Raw genomic sequence first — 20,263 nt, forward strand, 5'->3', positions numbered from 1 at the left:
CATAAGTATGCCACGATCCTCCCGTGCCAAGATGTGGACGCCATCCACATGGCGTTCTCGCTGGTCAGATGGATGACCGCCCCGCTGGCCGACCGCTTCGGCGGCGTGACACGACAGCACCGGGCGCTGCGCCCGCACCCCCGATACACAGAAGGATCTGCCATGCGTACGTTGATCAGCACCGCGTTCATCTCCACCGACGGCGTCGTGGAGGGGCCCGGCGGGGAGCCCGGCTACCGCAACTCCGGCTGGACGTTCAAGGACGTCGACTTCGTCCCGGAAGCGTTCGAGATCAAGGGCCGGGAGCAGGAGGAGGCCGGCGCGATGCTCCTTGGCCGCGTCAGCTACGCGGCGTTCAGCAAGGTCTGGCCGGGGATGGCGGAGTTCGCCCGCTACAAGACGCTGCCGAAGTACGTCGTGTCCACCACGCTCACCGAGGACGACCTGGTGGACGACTGGGGCGACACCACGATCCTGCGCTCGCTGGACGAGGTCGCCGCCCTGAAGGAGACCCACGGCGGGCCGATCATCATGCACGGCAGCGCCTCGCTCAACCATGCCCTGTCGGACGCAGGCCTGATCGACCGCTACCACCTGCTGGTCTTCCCGCTGCTGCTCGGCGCGGGCAAGCGCCTGTTCAGCACCACCGACAAGGACACTCAGAAGCTCAAGCTCGTCGAGCACGCCGTCTACAGCAACGGACTGCAGAAGCAGATCCTCGACGTTCTCCACTAGCCAGATCGCACCACGGCGGAAACCCGTCTGCGTGGGAAGTTGCCGTCGCTTGCGCGACGCCCTTGACGGAGGGTCCCGGCTCGATTCACCGCGAGCCTCCGATCACTTCTTTCAAACTTGAGGAGCCCTCATGTCCATCGCACCCGCCGCCGGCGCCACCGTCACCGGCGCTCGCCGCCGAGTCCCAATGCCCGTCCTGCTGAAGACCAGCGCGTTCGCCACCGTACTGGCTGCCGCGGCGATCGAGACGCTGACCGCTCTCGTCCGGGCGGCGGGCATCCGCCTGGAGGTCGGCGACCCCGGCGGCTCCGCCGCCGACCTCGTGCCGGTGGGCGCCGGAGCCTGCACGATAGCCCTGGTGATGTGCATGATCCCTGGCACCGTCCTCGCCGTACTGATCAACCGGTATGGACGGCGCCCGGTCCGGACTTACCGCATCACCACCAGCGCGCTCGTGCTGGTCTCCCTGCTCCCCCCACTGGCCGCCGCCGCCACTTCCACCGGGACGAAAGCGACCCTGATCGCCACTCACCTTCTGGCTGCGGCCATCATCGTGCCGATCACGAGCCGGAAACTCGCTCACCACTTTCACATGGAGTAGCGCGGGACGGACGCCAGCAGGTCGGCACGCTTCGGCTGCGCGGCGGTCGTCCTATTGCGGGGGCTGGGTGAGGGCTTGGAGTGCGGCGTGGGACGGGGAGCCGGGTGGGGCGCTGTAGGCGACGAGGGCGCGGACGCCGGGGTCGGCGGGGAGGCCGAGGAACTCGTAGTCGAGGTGCAGGTCGCTGGCTTGCGGGTGGTGCAGGTGGTAGCGGCCGAAGGCCAGGTCGGTGACGTCGTGGCTGTCCCACATGTAGCGGAACTGTTCGCTGGCGTCCGTCATGGTCGCGATGAGCGCTTGCAGTTCCGGGTCGTGGGGACGGGTGCTGGCGCGCAGGCGAAGGTAGGTGACGACCGTCCGGGCGATCTGTGCCCAGCTCGGTGCGGTGAGCTGCCGGACGGCGTCGTTGAGGAAGATCAGGTGGGCCCAGGTGCGTTCGGGGCCGGGCAGGGCGTCGAAGTCGATGGCGAACACCGTGGTGGCGGCGCGGTTCCAGGCCAGGATGTTGGTGTGGTGGCCGACCAGGTAGGCGGGGTTGGGGTCGATGGCGTCCAGCAGTTGGCGCAGCCCGGGGCGTAGTTGGGGGCTGGGCGCTGCCGCCTCGGCAAGGGACGGGCGGGCCAGGTTGTACAGGTGGGTGCGTTCGTCCTGGTCAAGTCGCAGTGCGGTGGCCACGGCGTCGATGACGGCGTCCGAAACGCCGTCCAGGCGTCCGCGCTCGAAGCGGATGTAGTAGTCCACGCTGATCCCGGCCAGTTGCGCCAGCTCTTCACGGCGCAGGCCGGGGACCCGGCGCCGGGACCCGTAGGGGGTCAGCCCGACCTGTTCGGGACGCAGCCGGGCCCGCCGCGACCGGAGAAATGCTGCTATCTGCGAGGTTTCACCCACGATCGGCCATCTTAAAGGGGGTCTGCCGGACCCCGGGTTGAACGCGGTCCTGGGTCGGGCTCCGGCGTCCCCCGAAGCTGGGGAGCGCAGCCGCCGCGAGACGTGGCGGACCGTCGAAAGGACACCTCCGATGAACCGCGCCCTGATCGTGATCGACGTGCAGCACGAGTACGTGACCGGCAAGCTGCCGATCGCCTACCCGCCGCTGGACGTGAGCCTTGCCAACATCGGCGCGGCGATGGACGCCGCAACGCGGGCCGCGATCCCCGTGGTGGTGGTCCAGCAGGCCGCCCCGCCGACTCCCCCATCTTCGCCCGGAACAGCAGGGGCTTCGAGCTGCACCCCACCGTCGCGCAACGGCCGTCCGACCTGCTGATCGAGAAGGCCCTGCCGTCCAGTTTCGCCGGGACGGGCCTTGCCGAGTGGCTCCTTGAGCGCGGCGTGGACACCGTGGCCATCGCCGGCTACATGACGCAGAACTGCGACGAGTCCACCGCGCGGGACGCGGTCCACCGAGGGTTCGCGGTGGAGTTCCTGTCCGACGCCACCGGAACGCTGAAGCTGGCCAACCAGACCGGCAGCATCGAGGCCAAGGAACTGCACGAGGCCGTCCTGGTCGTGATGCAGTCCCGCTTCGCCGCGGTCGCCACCACCAAGGAGTGGATCGCGGCGATCGACAGCGGACCGGAGCTGGAGCGCTCGGGCATCTACGCCAGCACCACCGCCGCTCGTCCGTGACCGGCGCGGCCCTCCCCCACATCCCGGCGGGCCTGGACCTGTCGGCGGTGGCGGTCGGGGCGTCCGCCGGCGCCGCCTCGGCCGCCCGCCGCGCCGCCGCCGAGCACATCGACGTGATCGGCGTGGCGATCATCGGGATCGCCACCGGCCTGGGCGGCAGCATGCTGCGCGACCTGCTGCTCGGCCAGGTCCCGGCGGCGCTCCGCAGCGACCGCTACCTGCTCGTCGCCCTGGCCGCCGCGGCCGCCGGGATGGCGTTCGCGCACCTGGTCACCCGCGCCACCGCCGCGATCACGGTGCTGGACGCCGCGTCCATCGGCCTGTACCTGGCGCTGGGCATCGGCAAGGCCGACGACGCCGGGCTGCCGATCACCGCGTCGGTCCTGGTCGGCATCGCGGCCTGCACCGGCGGCGGCGTCCTCCGCGACGTCCTGCTGGGCGACCGGCTCGCGATCGTCCGCGTGGGCTCGTGGTACATCGCCTCAGCCCTCCCGGCCGCCGCGGTCTTCCTGGTCGTCCGGCACGGCACCGGCCCAGGCCTCGCCACCACCGCGACCACGATGACCGCCTTCACCCTGCGCATCCTGGCCTGGCACCGCTCATGGACGACCCCCCTCGCCAAACCCCTCAACATCGGCACTGCCCCAGACGCGCCGACCAGCTACTCACCAGCAATGAAGCAACCCGTTCCTGAGTACACGGCGCGGCCCGATCGGAGGTGAGCGCATTCGTGACGGGGCGGCCCTGAACGTGAAGGCCGCGGAAACGGGTGCCCTTCTGGCCGTCCTCGAAAACGCTTTGCCCGCACCACGCGCGCAAATCCAGGTTCAAATCCCATGCGCGCGATCACCGAAGACGCCTCACGGGTGCGCCCGGCGGCGCCAGTAGGCGATGGTGAGAATGCCGAGCAGCGGGCCCCACAGGATCAGCGGTGCGTAAGTGGCGAGGGCCAGGGACGCCCTGCCAGTGGGGGTAGTCGACGGGGAACTCGCCGGGCAGCGGCCTCCCGGTGATCGTGCGGGCGGACAGGAAACCGACCGTCAGGGCGGTCCACAACACCGTCAGGATGAGGGTGCCCAGCGCGGCGGGGACAGCGCCGGCCGCGCGCGGCACCGTACGGCCTACCCCTCCAAGATCGCATCGGGGCATCCCGCCGCTCCTCCCCCCGCCAGAGCGAGCCCCCTCCCCCGCACGAGCGAACCGGCAGCCGCCACGCCTCATCGGCCTGGAAGACAGTAGGGGCGAGAGGCGCGTTGCCCCTCCCCCTTCAAGCAAGACGACACCGCGCTCACCCAACACCCGCTTCACCGTTCTGGCCCTCATGGCGGGTGCTCGGGTGGCTGATCGGTCGGTGGACCGCCATGCGGGAGTTCGCCGGGCGGCGGCTTGCTTGCTGGGAGAGGGGCTGGCGGAGGGAGGGGTGGGCTGGTTGGGACGGTCGTCGTGAGGTGGGTGTTCGAGCAGGCCGTTATGCAGACGGAGGGAACGAGTCGAACCGCGGCGCTCCTGGCTCGGGTGGGAGCCGGGTGGCGCGGGCGGTGAAGCTGATGGCGTGGTACCAGCCGCACAGCATCAGTACATCGAGGATCTGTTCCGGGCTGAAGTGACCGCTGAGCCTGGCCCACAGTGTGTCGTCGAGGTCGTTGTCGTCATACAGGGCGTCGGCGGTGTCCAGAAGCAGCCGGTCGCGCTCGTCGCTCCAGCAGGGGTCGGCGCTGGAGCCATGGGTCAGGGAGGTGATCTGCTCGGCGGTCAGTGCGGCGCGGTCGGCGAAGCGGGCGATGTGGACGCCCCATTCGTACTCGCACCCGCACCGCGCGCAGGTGCGGTCGATGAGGATCTCCCGTTCCCGCAGGCCGAGGCCGAGGCGGCGGCTGAGCTGGTAGGAGCCCCAGCCGTGCAGCGCCCCGGCCAGCGGAAGGTTGCGAGCGAAGGTGCGGAACAGCGCGATCGGCTCCTCCTCACCGGGCATCATGCGCCGCAGCACCGCGGCGGCCTGCTCGGGATAGGGGGCCGACAGTGGGGCGATTCGGGCAGCCATGACGATGGGCACCTCCTGCAAGGTGCTTCGAATTTCGAAGCACCAGGGAGGAGGGTAGTGTTTCGAAATCCGAAGCACCACCCCACCCGTGCCGAAGGACTCCCGGATGACACCTCCACCCCGCCCGAACCGTCCCGTACGGGGTTCCAGCACCGGCCGTCCGCTCATGGCCGCCCTCGACCTGTTCGGCCGCCGGTGGATCCTGCGCATCCTGTGGGAACTGCGCGACGAACCGCTCGGTTTCCGGCCGCTGCAGCAGCGCTGCGACAACATGTCCTCCAGCGTCCTGCAGCAGCGCCTCACCGAGCTGCAGGAGACCTTGCTGGTCGAACGCGGCACCGACGGCGCCTACCGGCTGACCGCCCTGGGCCGGGACGCCCATGTCGAACTCCGGGGCCTGGTCGCCTGGTCTGACCGCTGGGCGGCCGAACTCGGCAGCCGCGCCTCCGAACGGCCGGCCGCAGGCCCGCCGTCCTCGGCCTGATCCCATCCGTGGCGGAGTCAAGGCCGACGGGCAGCGGGCGGCCGCGAGCACCGCCCGCTGCTCGGCCGGTTCAGGGATAGTGCGTTGCCGCCCGCGCGAGCCCGAGCTGCGCGCCTGGCGTTGACAGGGCGATGTGTGAGTGGTTTATTACTCACATTTCGACCTCAGTGTCCCGACGACAGCTCTCAACCGCCGAGGAACGCAGAAGGCCGTCTTGCAAGCGGTGGTCAGCGCTTTCGCCGAGCTGGGGTACTCCAGGTCGGGACATGGCGCCGTTCATGCACCGATGCCGCCCCCCCCCCTGACACCGGCGGCCCTTTTCGGGCCAATGAGTGAGTGGTTGACCACACATATTGGGTCGAAGGGGCGGCCATGACGGCCCCTGCGACCCCGCTTCAACCGACACCGATCGAGGGCTACATCCGGATCGGCGAGACTCTCCAGGCCGACGAGGTCGCCAAGGACCTGGCCACCCTACCGGCCGACCCTCCACCGGCCCTTTCTGACGCCGAGCCCGACCGCCTCCGCACACGCCTCGCCGCACCCTGTAGCCACAGGGATGGGCGCCCTCCAGAGGCCTGACCCACGTTCCGTGCATCCCGTCATGGCCCTGCGCCCCATCCACGCAGGAGGAGGGGGGCGGCTCCCGTGGAGGTCTACGGTCCGGTTCGTTCCTGAACCGTCGCCAGTGCACCTCGTAGGGGGGCGAGCCGTCCGCCGAGGTGACATGCTCGCGAGCCCCGATCCGGACCGCGATGCGCGCCCCGACGCCACGACCGTCGAGGCCACCCGGTCGCTCTGGGCCGGTTGAGACCGATGGGGTCGGCTCACCGGCCGGGGGCGTGCAGGGCCTGCGGATCGTGCGGGTTCCGGCGCATCACGCCGAGGGGGTGAGTGCGTCCTCCAGTGCCGCTCGCGCACCGCGCAGTGCGAGGCGGAGCTGGTCGGGTGCGCGGCGGACCTGGGCCAGCAGGAGGCCGCCCTGGATCGCGGCCATGGTGAGGTCGGCCAGCTCGGTCACGTCCACGTCCGGACGCAGCTCGCCCGACTCCTGCATCTTGCTCAGCCCCGAGATGAGGGGGGCCTCCCAGTGCGCGAAAGCGTCCACGAACGCCTGCCGGGTGAGGTCGTCGTGGCCGCTGAGCTGGCTGGCCAGCGAGCCGATCGCGCAGCCGCCGACCGCGTCCTGGCGCGTTCCGTTGGCCACGATCGCCTCGAACCAGCGGTCGATGCCGGCCTGCGAGTCGACCCGCAGGAGCAGCGGTTCCTGCGCCGCCAGCACCTTGTCCACCGTGCAGTGGACCACGGAGCGGACGAGGTCGTCGCGGTCGTCGAAGTAGTGGTAGAGCTGGCTGCGGCCGACCCCGGCGGCGCGTTCGACGTCCTCCAGCGTCACCGCCGACCATGTCCCTCCACCGGCCCACTACGGTGCAGCGGCACGCGGCCGCCATCGGTCTGGCCGCGCTGCTCGGTGCACTCGCGACGGCGCCGCCACTTGTGGTCCGGTTGGTGTCCGGGGGTGGGTGGGTTCAGTGGGTGGGTTCGGCGCGGGTGCGGTTCTGGCGGATCTCCTCGTGGTGGTCGGAGGCCCAGCCGATGAGCTGCTTGACGATGTCGAGCAGGCCCTGGCTGAGGTGGGTCAGGGAGTACTCGACCCGGGGCGGGACCTCGGCGTAGGCGGTCCGGGTGACCAGCCCGTCCTGGGTGAGCTGCCGCAGGGTGAGGCTGAGCATGCGCTGCGAGATGCCCGGGACGTTGCGCTGCAGGTCGGTGTACCTCATGGGGCCGTCTTCGAGCAGAGCGATGATCAGCATGCTCCACTTGTCGCCGATCCGGTCCAGGATCTGGCGGATGAAGTCCATGTGCTCGGCCGGGATCGCGGCGCAGGGCCCGAAGCCGGCCGCCGGTACAGGTCCCGCCGCGTGCTCCATTACGCACATTCCTCTCCGTGACGCACAGCGAAGTGCCTTTTGTAAGCCCCTCAATACTGCCCTACCGTGAGGCTGCGAACAAAAAGTAGGAACCGTTACGAACGAAAAGTAGGAATCGATCGAAAGGGGCCTCACAGCCATGTCGTACCTGCTGCACATCGACTCCTCATCGATCGGCGAAGGCTCGGTCTCCCGCCAGGTCGCCCAGACGTTCCGCGATGTCTGGCGGGGGAAGGTCGTCCACCGCGACCTTGCCGCAGTGCCGGTGCCGCACCTCAGCGCCGCGGGCATCACCGCCCGGGTCACCGATCCCGCCCAGCGCACCGCCGCGCAAGCGGAGGCCGCCGCCGTCCAGGACGAGCTGATCACCGAGTTCCTCGGCGCCGTCGCCTACCTGTTCACCGTGCCGATGTACAACCTCACGATGCCGTCGGTGTTCAAGGCGTGGCTCGACCAGATCCTCGTCGAGGGCCGCACCTTCGACCTCGGCGGCCCCTCGCCTGCTGCGGGCCGTCCGGCCGTGCTGATCTCCACGCGGGGCGGAGGCTACGGGCCCGGCACCCCCAAGCACGGCCTGGACTTCGTGGTGCCCGCGCTGGAGGCGGTGCTGGGCCACGAAGCCCTCCTCGGGTTGGACGTCACCACCGTCACTCCCGAGCTGACCATGGCCCCGCACATTCCCGTCCTGGCTCCGCTGCTCCCCCTGCACGAGGCGTCCATGACCGAAGCCCATCAGCGGGTGCGCGGCCTTGCCACAAGCATCGCGGCACCGCCCGCTGCCTGACCCTTATCCCGGCGGGAGGTCTACCGGTCCCCGGCGGCGGTCGGGCGCGGGTTCGGGCCAGAGGAGCAGGATCGGGCAGGGGGCGTGGTCGAGGACGAAGCGGCTGGGTGGGGTGAGGCTTTTCGGTCCAAGGTGGCTGCGGTCGCCGTCGCGGGTCACTATGAGCAGGTCAGCGCCCTCGGCGGCGGCCAGGACGTGTTCCTCGGGGCGTCCGACACGTTGGATCTGGGTGCAGGGGCGGCCGAGTCGGTCGGCGGCGGCGCGGAGGAGTTGTTCGGCGGAGGTGGCGGCCAGGTTTTTCATGCGGGTTCCGGGGTCGCGTTCGGGACGTTGGCGGCCGAGGAGTCCGGCGTAGGCGCCGTGGGCGGCGTCCGCGGTGTCGGGGTCGGTGATGTGGAGCAGCACGATGTCGGCGTCCTGCGGGGTGCGGGTGCGGGCGGCGTCGATGGCCGCGGACCAGATGCCTTCGACGATCCAGACGATGACGGCCATCGGTCTCGGTCTCCTCTCAGGTGCCGATCAGGTGCAGTGCGGACCACAGCGCCGTCACGGACAGCAGCAGGGCGGCGGGCACGGTGAGCAGCGCGAGCCGGGTGAACTCGCCCAGGTCGACGTCGTGGTCGTGGTGCTGGACGATACGTCGCCACAGCAGCGTGGCCAACGACCCGGCGTAGGTGAGATTCGGGCCGATGTTGACGCCGAGCAGCACGGCGAGCACCGCGCCGGCGCCGCTGGGAGCGGTCAGCGGCAGCAGGACGAGCACCGCGGGCAGGTTGTTGATCAGGTTGGCGAGGACGGCGGCCAGCAGCGCGAGGCCGAGCAGCGCGGGCAGGCCGGTGCCGTCGGGGATCAGGTGCCCGAGGGCGCCGTCCAGTCCGTTGTCGACCACGGCACGGACCACGATCCCCAAGCTCAGCACGAAGGCGAGGAACGGGGCGGCGGCGGCGCGTCCGATCTGGACGGGTGTGGTGCGGCGCTGGGCCAGGGCGCGGACGGCCAGCACCACCGCTCCGGTCAGCGCCGCCCACGCCGGATTGATCCCCGCGGCCGAGGCGACCGCGAACCCGGCCAGCGTGCCCGCCAGCGTGACCAGCGCGAACACTGGCACCTCGGGAGCGGGTCGGGCCGTTCTGTCAGCCTCGGCCCCGGCGGCCAGGTCGGTGGCGAAGAACCGCCGAAACACCACGAACTCGGCGGCGATGGCGGCCAGCCACGGCAGCGCCATCAGCGCGGCGAAGCGGATGAAGCTCAGCCCGCTGGCGGCGAAGGCCAGCAGGTTGGTCAGGTTGGAGACGGGCAGCAGCAGCGAGGCGGTGTTCGACAGGTGGGTGCAGGCGAACACGTGCGGCTTGGGACGGGCCCCCAACCGGGCCGCGGTGGCGAACACCACCGGGGTGAGCAGCACCACCGTGGCGTCCAGGCTCAGCACCGCCGTGATGACGGACGCGGCGACGAACACCCCGACCAGCAACCGCTTGGATCGCCCGGACGCGCTGCGGGCCATCCACGCCCCGCAGGCCTGGAAGACCCCCTCGTCCTCGCACAGCTGCGCGAGCACCAACACCGCGGCCAGGAAACCGATCACCGGACCCAACCGCGCCGCCTCTGCCTGCGCGTCCGCCAGCGGGATCGCCCCGGTGCCGACCAGCAGGGCCGCGGCGGGGACGGCGACCACCGCCTCGGGCAGCCCCCATGGACGGGCCACCGCACTCGCCAGCACCAGCACCAGCAGACCGACCGACAGCGCCTCCGCGACCACCCCGTGCACGATGTCCCTCCCCCCGGCCGTCCGCGCAACGGTGGCCGACAACCTGATCATCATCCACGACGAGACCGCCGAGGCCGTGGATTGGGCCTTGGCAGCTTGTGCGTCATGTCCGGGACCGCCGCCGCGATGTCGCTGAACCGGACGGCGCCACCGAGCAGCCCACGCAGCACCGTCGCGGCCCAGCGGCGTCCGACGGCGTCAGCCCTCTCGATGACAGGGTCCGCCGCTCATGGTTGCGGGCTGATTCCATGGACGGCGAGGGCGAGCAGGCGGTGCGCTTCGGCGTCGGGGGTCGGATGGTGCTCGGTGGCCAGCGCGATGCCTGTGACCAGCGAGATCAGGTCGGTGGTGGTCACCTCGGGCGCCACGGCACCGGCGCCGGCGGCGCGGTGCAGCAACGGGTCGACCGCGCTGCTCAGCCGTGCCGAGCAGGCGTTCACATGGTCCGCATCGTCCGCCCCGCCCCCGGCCAGCGCGTCGGCCATGCCGCGTGCGGAGGTGGCGTAGGTGGTGAGTGCGCTCAGCCACTCCAGCAGCGCGGCTCGCGGGTCGTCGGCGTCGGCGAGTCCGTTGGCGTGGTCGCACAAGGTGTCGATCCGGCTGCTGAACACCGCTTCGAGCAGGGCCCGGCGGGTGGGGAAATGCCGGCGCACGGTGGCCGAACCGACTCCAGCGGTGCGGGCGATCTGCTCCAGGGAGGCCTGCGCGCCGTGCGCGGCGACCTCTTGCTCCGCCACGGCGAGGATCAACGCGTAGTTGCGGCGCGCGTCCGCGCGCTGGACCGTCATGGCGCCGTCTCCTCCGTTGCTAAGTGGCGGGGCCCTCCGTATCGTAGACGAGAGATAAACGGCGGACCCCGCCATTTACCTCTGATGTGATCGGAGAAGCAGCATGGCCTCACAGCCCGCTCCCGTTCTGGTCGTCGGCGCCACCGGTCGGCAGGGTGGTGCCACTGCGCGCGCCCTGCTCGCGGCGGGCACCCCCGTCCGGGCGCTGGTCCGCGACCCCGCGAGCGTCCGGGCGAGGGCGGTCGAGGCGCTCGGCGCCGAACTGGTCACCGGCGACCTCGACGACCGGACGTCGGTCAGCCGGGCCGCCGCGGGAACGCGCGCCGTCTTCTCGGTCCAGATGCCCGACCTGAACGGCCGGGGTTTCGAAGGCGAGGTCGCCCAGGCCGTCAACCTCATCGAAGGCGCGCGGGACGCCGGGGTGGCGCAGTTCGTGCACACGTCCGTCTCCGGCGCGGGACAGCACGTGGACTGGGTGAAGGACCGGTGGGCCTGGATGGAGCCCTACTACGCCGCCAAGGCCGGGATCCAGGACCGGGTCCGCGCGGCGGGCTTCACCTACTGGACGCTCATCAAACCGGGCTTCTTCATGGAGAACTTCCACCCCCGCGAGCAGATCATGTTCCCCCGCGGGATCGACGGCGGCCTGGTGAGCCTGCTGAAACCTGCGACCCGGCTGTCCCTGATCGCCGTCGACGACATCGGCACCGCGGCCGCCGCGGCCATCGCCGCCCCCGAACGCTTCCACACGGTCGAGCTCGAACTGGCGGGCGACCTGCTGACGATGTCGGACATCGCCGAGATCCTCTCCCGCGTCCTGGGCACCGAACTGACCGCGCCCGACATGACCGAACAGGAGGCGACCGCTGCCGGGATGCCCGCCATGGGCTTCGCGCAAGCCCGCGTCAACGAACATCCCCAGCCCGCCCGTCCCGAATACGCACGGGACCTCGGGCTACCCCTCACCACCTTCCAGACCTGGGCGCGCGACCACCTGACCGACGCCAGGTAACCCCCGGCCCAAACGCCGCCTCTGGTCGGGGCTAGCCGGGCCCTGCGCGGAGTGCCCGGGCTCACGCTGTGGGGGCCAGGCAGCGCAGGGCGCCGTCCCGGGTCGCGGGGCAGCAGGAGCGCGGGCCCCGCCCAGGTAGGCGTAGGTGGCGGCCGGGTCGGGGCGGTGCCGTCGGCGGTGCGGCCATCGGCGACTGCGAGGCGGTCCTCGGACGCCCAGCGGGCACGGGCCGACCAGCGCAACCCACTGCGGAGCAGGACCCGGCCGTCCTCCTCGGCTTCGAGGACGAGCGCGTCGCCGCCCCGGCGCCCACGCAACGTGCGCGGCGTCCCGGGCGATGAGTTTTCGGCGGGGTCGCGGTCTGAGTGGCGAGCGTTCCATCGTGGGGGCGTTCGACCGGGGACGTGCAGACGCCCATGGTGAGGCCCGCGCCGGGACCGTCCGGGCGCGGGAGGACAGGCTGGAGACGACCGATGCGCAAGTTGATCCTCGGGTTCTACGTTTCACTCGACGGCAAGAGCGCGGACGCGGACAACGGGATCCGGGACGTCATGATGAGCATCGACGACCCCGAGCAAGAGGAGTACTTCGTCAGCCGGTTGTGGGACGCGGGGGCCTTCCTCATGGGGCGCAACTCCTACGAGGCCATGGCGGCGTTCTGGCCCACCTCCGACCACCCGTCCGCCCGGGCGATGAACGAGATCCCCAAGGTGGTGTTCTCGCGGACCATGAAGTCGGCCGACGAGTGGCCCGAGACGCGGATCGCCGACGGCGACACCGCCGAGGAGATCGCCAAGCTCAAGGCCGAGCCCGGCAAGGACCTGGTCGCGTGCGGCGGCACCGCGTTCATGCACTCGCTGATCAGGCTCGGTGTGGTGGACGAGTACCGGCTGTGGGTGCTGCCCGCCGCCACCGGCAAGGGCGCGCCGCTGTTCCCCGAGCTGGACGAGCCGCTGAAGCTGCGCCTGGTGAAGAGCACGGCCTTCCCGCTCGGCATCCTCGAACTGGTGTACGTGCCGGCCGACAGCTAGGCTGTGTTTCAAAGTCCCGGCCCACTGCGCTCGCCTAGCGGCTCGCTACGTGACCGTGCCTGGGCGAACGCGGCATCGCTTCGCGATCAGCGCGGTGCCGCTCGCCTCCGGCGTCGCGGCACCGCGCTGGTCACGCGTTCGCGCGCGTGGCCGAGGCCACTTCGAAACAGGTCCTAGCCCCCAGCCGTTGGTGACGCCAACGCTGCCGCGAGGTTGGGGCGGCGGCGGTCGCGTGCGCGCGCCGACAGTGTTGTTTCGTTCAGCTGTTAGGCGGTCAGGGGGCTTGTGGGTTCGGCGGGGAGGCCATGGGCGGTCACGAGGTGGGCGCTGCCGATGGCCAGGCGGTAGGACATGCCGACCACGGCGGTCTGGCCGGTGGCGATCCTGTCCGCGAGGAGCCGCGAGCGGTCCAGCAGCAGGCCGGTGGTGTGGCGGATGTGCTCGTCGACGACGTCCTCGTCCAGGGTGAGGCCGGCGGCTCGGGCGGCCAGGACGCTCGGGGTGACGCGTTCGATGACGTCGCGGACGTAGCCGGTCGCGGCGACGCCGTCGGTCAGGGCGGCGCGGGTGGCGGCGACCGCGCCGCACGAGTCGTGGCCGAGGACGACCACCAGCGGGCATTCCAGGACGCTGACCCCGTACTCGATGCTGCCCAGCACTTCGGGCCCCACCACGTGCCCCGCGGTGCGGACCACGAACAGGTCGCCCAGCCCCCGATCGAAGATGATCTCTGCGGCCAGGCGGGAGTCGGAGCAGCCGAACAGGACCGCGAACGGACGCTGGCCCGGCGCGGTCTCCGCGCGGCGCGCCGCGTCCTGGTTCGGATGCTGCTGGGCGCCGTTCACGAACCGCTGGTTGCCGGCCAGCAGCAGGTCGAACGCTTCGGACACCGACAGGGACGACTCTTCGGTCATACCGGCAGGCTAGCGAGGTCGGAAATCCGCTCGACGATCGGGGCAGATCGGAACAATCCCCCGTCCTGAAGAGAGCGATGTCGGCCTGCATGATTTGGCCATCTGGGCTGACCAGCGCACCCCCATGGCGCTCTGCAGGGCGAGTTTCGCGCGGGAGCTCAGCCGGACGGGAGCGTCAGCCTGACCAGGGTTCCGCCGCCGGGGGCGGGCTCGGCGCGCAGGTCGGCGTGGTGGGCCTGGGCCACCTGGGCGACGATCGCCAGGCCAAGGCCCGAGCCGGGCAGGCCGCGCGAGGCGGTGGCGCGGTAGAAGCGGTCGAAGATGAACGGCAGGTCGTCCGGGTCGATGCCGGGGCCGTGGTCGCGGACGGTCAGGGTGGTGCCGCGCAGGCGCACCTCGACCGTCCCGGCCTGGGGGCTGTACTTGGCGGCGTTGTCGAGGATGTTGGCGACGGCGCGGGTGAGGCGGGCCGGGACGCCGGACACGACGCATTCCGCCAGGTCGGTCTCGAAGGTGATCTCGGGCCAGTGCAGGCGCGCGGTCTCCACGCAGTGCGCGACGAGCAGGTCCAGGCGCAGGTCCTCGAACTGGCCGGACGGCTCGTCGCCCCTGGCCAGTTCGATGAGGTCGTTGACGAGGTTGGTCAGCTCGCCGACCTGGGCGTTCAGGCGGGCGGTCACCCGCGGTCCGCGGTCGGCGGGGACGCGGTCGAGCAGGTCCAGGTCGGCGCGCAGCGCGGTCAGCGGTGTCCGCAGCTCGTGCGAGGCGTCGGCGACGAGCCGGCGCTGGGCCGTGACCGACTCCTCCAGCGCGCCGAGCATGGTGTTGAAGCTCCGGGCGAGCCTGGCCAGCTCGTCGTGCCCGGTCACCTGCATCCGGTAGCCGGGGTCGCGGGTCGCGGCGACCCGCTCGGCGGTGCCGGTCAGCCGGGCGACCGGGCGCAACCCGCTGCGCGCCACCAGGAATCCGAGCAGGGCGGCGACCGCGACGCCGCCCAGCGAGGTCAGGGCCAGGGCGATGGACGCCTGGTCCATTCGTCGTTCCACCTCGGCGGACCGGATCGCGATCTGCAGGGCGCGTCCGCCGCCGATGGGCGTGATCAGCATCCGGACGGGGGCGCCTGCCCGGACCTTGTCGGAGTAGAACGCGGCGCGGCGGCCCGCGGCGACCTCGGCGGCCTGCGCGGTCAGCGGCAGGCCCAGGTCGGGCGGCTCGACGGCGCCCGAGGCGCGCACCACTTGGGCGCACTGGCTGATCGGCCACGAGCAGTCCGGCGCGAACGTCCCGGAGTTGAGCGCCCGCTGGGCCTGAAGGGCCTGCTGGGCGAGGACGAAGTCCTGCTGGCGATCGAGACTCCGGCCGACGATCACGTACGCGACCGCCGAGGCCCCCACGATCGCGACCGCCACCGCGGCGGCCGCCGTCACCGCGAGCCTGGTCCGCAGGTTCACGACGCGTCCAGCACGTAACCGACTCCGCGGACGGTCCGGACGAGCTTGGGCTCGCCGAGCTTGCGGCGCAGGTATCCGATGTAGACGGCGAGCGAGTTCGACCCCGGCCCGAAGTCGCATCCCCAGACCCGTTCCATGATCACCTCGTGGGGCAGGACCTGCCCGGCGTTGCGGACCAGCAGCTCCAGCAGGGCGAACTCGGTCTCGCTGAACTCCAGCACCCGGTCTCCCCGCCGTCCCCTGCGGGTCTCGGGGTCGAGGGTCAGATCGCCGTAGGTCAGCTCGCCCTCGGACGACCCGAGCGCGTAGGCCCGCCGCAGCAGCGCGCGGACCCGGGCCCGCAGCTCCTCCGGCGCGAACGGCTTCACCAGGTAGTCGTCGGCGCCGACGTCCAAGCCGTCCACCCGGTCGGTCACCGAGTCCCGCGCCGTCAGCACCAGGATCGGCGTCCGGTCCCCCGCCGCCCGCAGTCGGCGGCACACCTCCAGGCCGTCCATCCCCGGCATCAGGACGTCCAGGACGACCGCGTCAGGCTGCACCAGCTCCACCGCGCGCAGCGCTTCGGCGCCGTCCGCGGCCGACTCCACCCGGTACCCCTCAAGCTCCAGGAGATCGACGACGCCCTCGCGAACTGCGGGTTCGTCGTCCACCACCAGCACGCAGATGTCCATCCGCGAACCCTACGCACATAGCCGCGCCGCCCCGCGCCGCCCATGCCGGACACCCGAGAGATCCTCTTAGAAACCGCTTATGTTGGGTTGCCACGCTGCTGAGCATGCACATCTCGAAATCCAAGCCGCAGGGCCGCCGGAAGCTGGTCTCGGTTCTCGCCGCGACGCTGGCCGGAGCCAGCCTGGTCGGAACCGGCGTGATCAGCGAAGGCACGGCCGCAGCCCAGCCTCCCGCCCACGGAACCCACGCCAGGAACTACCTGTACACCTCCATCGGGGACTTCGACACCACCGCGAAGCCCCTGCTGGGGCGCCGCGACATCAGCGGCGTCCAGGTCCTCTTCCCCTGGAGAATGCTGGAGCCGCAGAAGGGGCACTACGACTTCTCCGAGATCGAGCGGGTCCAGAAGGTGGTCGGGGCCCAGCACAAGAAGCTGTTCGTGCAGCTGCAGGACCGCTTCTTCCAGCTTCCCCCGGGTCTGCCGAAGTACCTGCTCACCGACCCGGCCTACGGCGGCGGCGCGGCACCCACGATGAACAGCTCCGGACAGCCGGAAGGCGCGATCGCGGCGCAGTGGAACGGAAACGTCCGGAAACGCTTCCAGAGCCTGCTGAAGGCGCTCGGCCACCGCTTCGACGGCAAGATCAGCGGCCTCAACCTGCCCGAGTCCGCAGTCGACGTCGACCCGAAGACCGACAAGACGCACTACACCGACGCCGCCTACTTCAACGCCGAGCTGGAGAACATGGCCTACGCGAAGAAGGCCTTCCCCACCAGTTCAGTCATCCAATACATCAACTTCTGGCCGGGCGACTGGAACAACGACCACGGCCTCATGCAGCGCTCGTTCGACTGGGCCGAGCAGCACGGCATCGGAGTCGGCGGCCCTGACCTGCTTCCCTACTGGAAGCCCCAGATGCAGAACTCCTACCCGTTCATCCACAAGTACAGCAAGCGGTTGAACATGGTCGCCATGGCCGTCCAGGAGCCCGATTTCACCTACCGCAACCCGCGCACCGGCAAGCCGTACACGCACCAGGAATTCGTCGACTTCGCCAACAACTACCTCGGCGCCGACATCCTCTTCTGGGCCACCTCCTCCCCCTGGCTCCACCAAAAGCCCAACACCCACTAGACCTACCGAGCAGCACACCAAGCGGGCCACGTCCAACAGCCGCAGACCGGCCAGGTCCCGAACCCAAGCCCCGACCTGGCCGGTCGCTGCGTTTATCCCGGGAGACAACTCCACTCCTGGGGCCCCAGCCGCCCATGCGACCCTCCACTCGGCGGTCGCGGCGGCGAGGTCTGGGACAACGTGGACCTCAGCACAGCTCCACATGGGCCGTGAGATGGCGTAGCCGATGGCGGAGGCGAGGCCGCCATCACCTCACTCATGGACGCTTGCGCGGCCGCCGGGGCGATCCGCACTGATATCCAGCCCACCGACATCAGCGCTGCCCTGGAAGGCATCGCCCTCACCTCGGCGGGTGCTGAACACCGACAGCAAGCGGAGCGCCTGCTCGACCTCACCCTGGACGGCCTCACGGTCCGCCCGTGAAGACCCGTGCGCGGGTCGTCGTTGCTGCGTGCAGTCGGTGAGCGCAGCAGGTCGTGGGCGGCCTCGTTAGAGGGCTGCGCGGAAGCGGTCGGTGAGGGTGGTGAGGCGGTCGGCGGGTTCGTTGGCGAAGACCAGTCGTAGGTAGTGGGTGCCGCTGGGGCCCCAGCCGTCCATGGGGGTGGCTGCGATCTTCGCGCGGTGGAACAGGCGCTGGGACAGCTCGGCGGCGGTCAGGTCCAGGGGGCGGGCGTCGAGGAGAAGTGACCAGCCGCCGTGCGGGCGGACGACGGGGTAGGCGGCGAGTTGGTCCAGGACGGTGCCGCAGCGCCGCTTCCACTCGGCGGTTGCGGCGGCGACGTCCGCTTCGGCGTCGGGGGCGTCCAAGGCGGCGGCGACGGCTTGCTGGGCGAGGCCGACTTGGCACACGACGTTGGTCAGGCCGACCAGGCGGATGTCATCGACGATGGAGGCGGGGCCGACGACCCAGCCGACGCGCCAGCCGATGAGCCGCAACTCTTTGGAGGCCGAACCGACGGTGATGGTGCGCTGGGCCAGCCCGGGATGGGCGGCGGGGTGACTGGGAGGACGGCCATCGAAGCGGATGCGTTCCATGGCCGCGTCGTAGATCAGCCAGGTGTCGTGGCGTTCGCAGGCGTCGGCCAGGGCCGTCCAGTGACGCTCGTCCAGGACCAGGCCGGTCGGCATCGCCGGGCCCATCATCAGCACCGCGGCGGTCGCGGGCCCCACGGCGGCGGCGAGTTGTTCGGGATCGACGGTCCAGCCGCCTGGGGTCGGTGTTGTGGGGACGAAGCGGGGGATGCCGCCCGCGAGGCGGACGCGGTTGACCAGCCCGGCGTAGATGGGGTCGCACAGTACGACCTCCTGGCCCGGCTCGACGGTGGCCAGCAGCGTGTTGAGAATGCCGTTGAGTCCGCCGGCCGTGCTGACGCATTGGGTGTCGGGGTCGTAGGTGTGTCCGGCGATTCGGCCGACGTGGGCTGCGGCGGCCACGCGGAGTGTCCGATGGCCTTGGAACGGCAGGTAGCTGTTGGCCGCGTCGGTGTCGATGGCGGCATGGGTGACAGCTAGGGCGACGGCGGGTGGCCGCAGGTCGGTGTCGAGGTTCTCCAAGCGGAGCAGTTCGGGGTCGTTGGCCGCGTCGGCCGCGTCACCGACAGCGTCCACGCCGATGCCCGGGATGTCGCGTAGCCGCGCCACCGTCATGTCGCCTCCAAAGTCATTCTTTCTGCCGGTACGGACATACCACTATGCTGATACGCATGGATCTAGCGCAAGCGGTGGGACAGAACGTGCACCGGCTCCGGACCGCGGCCGGGATCTCGCTGGCCGATCTGGCGGCCGCCAGCGGCATCAGCAAGACCACGCTGCACGGAATCGAGCAGGGCCAGGGCAACCCGACCTTGAGCACCCTGTGGACCCTGGCCACCGCGCTGAAGGCATCCCTCGGCGAACTGCTCGACAGCCCGGCCCCAACCGTCGAGGTGGTACGCGCCGATGACAGCCGCCCGCAGGTCCAGGGCGAGGCGGTGAGCGCGCGCCTGCTGCACCGCATCAGCCTGCGCGGCACCGTCGAGGTCTACGACATCGCCATCGGCCGGAACACCCAGCACTCCGACGCCCACCTACCGGGTGTCGAGGAATGCCTCGTCCTCACCACCGGACACGCCACCGTCGGCCCCGCCGACTCCCCCACCGACCTGACCGCAGGCGATTCCATCCGCTTCGACGCCGCCAGCCCCCACCACTACCAGGGCCACACCGCCGACAACCGCGCCATCCTCCTAATGCTGCACCCCGACAGCTAACCGAACACCGCCCCAGGAGTCGTCACGCACCCGACCACCACATCTCCCGCGCCAACCGTCATCGGTCCAGGTATCGCTCGACCGCGTCCATGGACCACCGGCCGGGCGCTACCGCCCGGCGCGTTGTCCGATACGCAGGACGCCCAGGTGGCGGCGCGCTGCCCGGTCGCCCATCCGCGTGCGTATGCGCTCGGCGACAGCGTCGAGCAGGGGCTCACGGACGTCGCGATCGAGCCTTCGATACGGCGACGTCGAGCGAAGCAGATCGGCAAAACCGTCCCCGTCGAACCACTGAACCATCGGATACCAGCAGACGATCGGCGGGCCGAACAAGCCGCCGGGATCCTCGACCGGCCCCCACCCCTCAGCAGTGGCGCGCACGTCGCCCTCAAGCGGCGGATGCCCCCAGTCGAGGTTCCCCGGGCAGTACCGCTCATGCAGATCAGCGGTCTCGGCGTACACCTCCGGCTCTCCCGGCCGGCGGACAACGACGTAGCCGAGCAGCGCCATCCAACCTCCCGGACGGACCACATCGTGCGCTCGCCGCCAGCCGGTCGAGGGATCCACCCAGTGCCACGCCGACGCGGCCACCAGGACATCGAAACGCCGACAACGGTCGTCCCACTCCTCCAACCTCGACGTCTCAACCGAGACGTTGCCGAAGGGGGCAAGCCGTCGGCGAGCGAGGGCGGCCATCTCCACGCCCGGCTCGATCCCCGTCACCGAACACCGCAGCGCCGCCAGCGAGCGCGTCGCCTGACCGGTACCGCACCCCAACCTCAAGCACCGACGACCGCTCGTCCATGCCCGTGATGGCGACAAGGTCGGAGAACATCTCGTCGGGATATCTCGGCCGGACCCGATCGTAGAGCTCCGGCACCTCGTTGAACACGCGACCAAGCTCGCCTCGCCCCGAACCCACCACCGCACCGTCCTGTCGCGCCGCTGCCGACACCACCGCAATGGCAAGCAGCACCACCCGCCGCGCCCCGGACACAAGGCCATGTGACCAGGACCGACCGCAGTGAAGTGCTGTCGAAA

At 70.7% G+C, this 20,263-nt stretch carries 25 protein-coding genes; 12 read left to right on the top strand and 13 right to left on the bottom strand.

Annotation, left to right across the window (positions count from 1 at the left end; genetic code table 11):
* Positions 1-162 precede the first annotated feature (162 nt).
* Positions 163-735 carry a dihydrofolate reductase family protein gene (locus tag FHU30_RS37215; RefSeq protein WP_253882261.1) on the top strand — a complete coding sequence of 191 codons (573 nt, stop codon included), beginning with the start codon at positions 163-165 and terminating at the stop codon, positions 733-735.
* A 130-nt stretch (positions 736-865) separates the two neighbouring features.
* Positions 866-1,336, top strand: a complete 471-nt coding sequence (locus tag FHU30_RS37220) for a DUF6069 family protein (RefSeq protein ID WP_253882262.1) — start codon at positions 866-868, stop codon at positions 1,334-1,336.
* A 51-nt stretch (positions 1,337-1,387) separates the two neighbouring features.
* On the opposite strand, the gene FHU30_RS37225 is transcribed toward FHU30_RS37220, so the two are convergent.
* The gene (locus tag FHU30_RS37225) at positions 1,388-2,224 is read right to left on the bottom strand and encodes a helix-turn-helix transcriptional regulator (RefSeq protein ID WP_253882263.1); all 837 of its coding nucleotides are present in this window, start codon (positions 2,222-2,224) and stop codon (positions 1,388-1,390) included.
* A 130-nt stretch (positions 2,225-2,354) separates the two neighbouring features.
* Here FHU30_RS37225 and FHU30_RS47395 point away from each other — a divergent pair, with 130 nt between their 5' ends.
* From FHU30_RS47395 to FHU30_RS37235, 3 genes are read left to right on the top strand one after another with little or no spacing between them, the layout of a single operon-like run.
* Positions 2,355-2,600 carry a cysteine hydrolase family protein gene (locus FHU30_RS47395; RefSeq protein ID WP_308211477.1) on the top strand — a complete coding sequence of 82 codons (246 nt, stop codon included), beginning with the start codon at positions 2,355-2,357 and terminating at the stop codon, positions 2,598-2,600.
* A complete protein-coding gene (locus tag FHU30_RS37230; RefSeq protein WP_308211473.1) occupies positions 2,561-2,962 on the top strand; it encodes an isochorismatase family protein in 402 nt (133 codons plus the stop codon). Before FHU30_RS47395 ends, FHU30_RS37230 begins: the two co-directional genes overlap by 40 nt.
* Positions 2,959-3,684 carry a trimeric intracellular cation channel family protein gene (locus FHU30_RS37235; RefSeq protein ID WP_253882264.1) on the top strand — a complete coding sequence of 242 codons (726 nt, stop codon included), beginning with the start codon at positions 2,959-2,961 and terminating at the stop codon, positions 3,682-3,684. Before FHU30_RS37230 ends, FHU30_RS37235 begins: the two co-directional genes overlap by 4 nt.
* A gap of 746 nt (positions 3,685-4,430) precedes the next feature.
* Here FHU30_RS37235 and FHU30_RS37240 read toward each other — a convergent pair.
* Complete coding sequence (locus tag FHU30_RS37240; RefSeq protein WP_253882265.1) at positions 4,431-5,003, bottom strand: carboxymuconolactone decarboxylase family protein; 573 nt, start codon at positions 5,001-5,003, stop codon at positions 4,431-4,433.
* Positions 5,004-5,109: 106 nt separating this feature from the next.
* Between FHU30_RS37240 and FHU30_RS37245 the strand changes: the two genes are divergently transcribed.
* Positions 5,110-5,487: a winged helix-turn-helix transcriptional regulator gene (locus tag FHU30_RS37245; protein WP_253882266.1), complete on the top strand. Its 378-nt coding sequence runs from the start codon at positions 5,110-5,112 to the stop codon at positions 5,485-5,487.
* Between the two features lie 877 nt (positions 5,488-6,364).
* Here FHU30_RS37245 and FHU30_RS37250 read toward each other — a convergent pair.
* Together FHU30_RS37250 and FHU30_RS37255 are read right to left on the bottom strand one after the other, a co-directional pair.
* The gene (locus FHU30_RS37250) at positions 6,365-6,883 is read right to left on the bottom strand and encodes a TetR/AcrR family transcriptional regulator (RefSeq protein ID WP_253882267.1); all 519 of its coding nucleotides are present in this window, start codon (positions 6,881-6,883) and stop codon (positions 6,365-6,367) included.
* Between the two features lie 133 nt (positions 6,884-7,016).
* Positions 7,017-7,418, bottom strand: coding sequence for a winged helix-turn-helix transcriptional regulator (locus tag FHU30_RS37255; protein ID WP_253882268.1), 402 nt, complete (start codon positions 7,416-7,418; stop codon positions 7,017-7,019).
* 139 nt (positions 7,419-7,557) lie between these two features.
* Here FHU30_RS37255 and FHU30_RS37260 point away from each other — a divergent pair, with 139 nt between their 5' ends.
* Positions 7,558-8,202, top strand: a complete 645-nt coding sequence (locus FHU30_RS37260) for an FMN-dependent NADH-azoreductase (RefSeq protein ID WP_253882269.1) — start codon at positions 7,558-7,560, stop codon at positions 8,200-8,202.
* A 3-nt stretch (positions 8,203-8,205) separates the two neighbouring features.
* Here FHU30_RS37260 and FHU30_RS37265 read toward each other — a convergent pair whose 3' ends face one another.
* Genes FHU30_RS37265 through FHU30_RS37275 form a run of 4 tightly spaced genes read right to left on the bottom strand, consistent with a single transcriptional unit; the run spans position 8,206 to position 10,758 of the window.
* Positions 8,206-8,694: a universal stress protein gene (locus tag FHU30_RS37265; RefSeq protein ID WP_253882270.1), complete on the bottom strand. Its 489-nt coding sequence runs from the start codon at positions 8,692-8,694 to the stop codon at positions 8,206-8,208.
* Between the two features lie 16 nt (positions 8,695-8,710).
* Positions 8,711-9,970 (bottom strand): SLC13 family permease, encoded by a 1,260-nt coding sequence (locus FHU30_RS37270; protein ID WP_253882271.1) that lies wholly within the window; start codon positions 9,968-9,970, stop codon positions 8,711-8,713.
* A gap of 50 nt (positions 9,971-10,020) precedes the next feature.
* Positions 10,021-10,182 carry a winged helix-turn-helix transcriptional regulator gene (locus FHU30_RS47815; protein ID WP_372504032.1) on the bottom strand — a complete coding sequence of 54 codons (162 nt, stop codon included), beginning with the start codon at positions 10,180-10,182 and terminating at the stop codon, positions 10,021-10,023.
* A gap of 15 nt (positions 10,183-10,197) precedes the next feature.
* Positions 10,198-10,758: a TetR/AcrR family transcriptional regulator gene (locus FHU30_RS37275; protein WP_253882272.1), complete on the bottom strand. Its 561-nt coding sequence runs from the start codon at positions 10,756-10,758 to the stop codon at positions 10,198-10,200.
* A 103-nt stretch (positions 10,759-10,861) separates the two neighbouring features.
* On the opposite strand from FHU30_RS37275, the gene FHU30_RS37280 reads away from it, so the two are divergent.
* Together FHU30_RS37280 and FHU30_RS37285 are read left to right on the top strand one after the other, a co-directional pair.
* Complete coding sequence (locus FHU30_RS37280) at positions 10,862-11,770, top strand: NmrA/HSCARG family protein (protein ID WP_253882273.1); 909 nt, start codon at positions 10,862-10,864, stop codon at positions 11,768-11,770.
* 473 nt (positions 11,771-12,243) lie between these two features.
* Entirely contained in the window at positions 12,244-12,801 is a 558-nt protein-coding gene (locus FHU30_RS37285; RefSeq protein WP_253882274.1) for a dihydrofolate reductase family protein, read from the top strand.
* 266 nt (positions 12,802-13,067) lie between these two features.
* On the opposite strand, the gene FHU30_RS37290 is transcribed toward FHU30_RS37285, so the two are convergent.
* The 3 genes from FHU30_RS37290 to FHU30_RS37300 form a co-directional block, all read right to left on the bottom strand.
* Complete coding sequence (locus tag FHU30_RS37290) at positions 13,068-13,715, bottom strand: carbonic anhydrase (RefSeq protein ID WP_253882275.1); 648 nt, start codon at positions 13,713-13,715, stop codon at positions 13,068-13,070.
* Positions 13,716-13,873: 158 nt separating this feature from the next.
* Positions 13,874-15,166 carry a sensor histidine kinase gene (locus FHU30_RS37295; protein WP_253882276.1) on the bottom strand — a complete coding sequence of 431 codons (1,293 nt, stop codon included), beginning with the start codon at positions 15,164-15,166 and terminating at the stop codon, positions 13,874-13,876.
* On the bottom strand, positions 15,163-15,837 hold the full coding sequence (locus FHU30_RS37300) for a response regulator transcription factor (protein ID WP_253882277.1): 675 nt from the start codon (positions 15,835-15,837) through the stop codon (positions 15,163-15,165). The genes FHU30_RS37295 and FHU30_RS37300 overlap by 4 nt, the downstream gene beginning before the upstream one ends.
* Positions 15,838-15,941: 104 nt before the next feature.
* Here FHU30_RS37300 and FHU30_RS37305 point away from each other — a divergent pair, with 104 nt between their 5' ends.
* Complete coding sequence (locus FHU30_RS37305) at positions 15,942-16,973, top strand: hypothetical protein (protein ID WP_253882278.1); 1,032 nt, start codon at positions 15,942-15,944, stop codon at positions 16,971-16,973.
* 246 nt (positions 16,974-17,219) lie between these two features.
* Positions 17,220-17,396: an SbtR family transcriptional regulator gene (locus FHU30_RS37310; RefSeq protein ID WP_372504033.1), complete on the top strand. Its 177-nt coding sequence runs from the start codon at positions 17,220-17,222 to the stop codon at positions 17,394-17,396.
* Between the two features lie 66 nt (positions 17,397-17,462).
* Here FHU30_RS37310 and FHU30_RS37315 read toward each other — a convergent pair whose 3' ends face one another.
* Positions 17,463-18,620, bottom strand: a complete 1,158-nt coding sequence (locus FHU30_RS37315; protein WP_253882280.1) for a pyridoxal phosphate-dependent aminotransferase — start codon at positions 18,618-18,620, stop codon at positions 17,463-17,465.
* A 56-nt stretch (positions 18,621-18,676) separates the two neighbouring features.
* Between FHU30_RS37315 and FHU30_RS37320 the strand changes: the two genes are divergently transcribed.
* Positions 18,677-19,222, top strand: coding sequence for a helix-turn-helix domain-containing protein (locus FHU30_RS37320; protein WP_253882281.1), 546 nt, complete (start codon positions 18,677-18,679; stop codon positions 19,220-19,222).
* A 108-nt stretch (positions 19,223-19,330) separates the two neighbouring features.
* On the opposite strand, the gene FHU30_RS37325 is transcribed toward FHU30_RS37320, so the two are convergent.
* Entirely contained in the window at positions 19,331-20,227 is an 897-nt protein-coding gene (locus FHU30_RS37325) for a class I SAM-dependent methyltransferase (RefSeq protein ID WP_253882282.1), read from the bottom strand.
* Between the last annotated feature and the right edge of the window lie 36 nt (positions 20,228-20,263).

Origin of the sequence: Actinomadura rupiterrae (genome assembly GCF_024172125.1) — a bacterium.
GTDB lineage: Bacteria > Actinomycetota > Actinomycetes > Streptosporangiales > Streptosporangiaceae > Spirillospora > Spirillospora rupiterrae.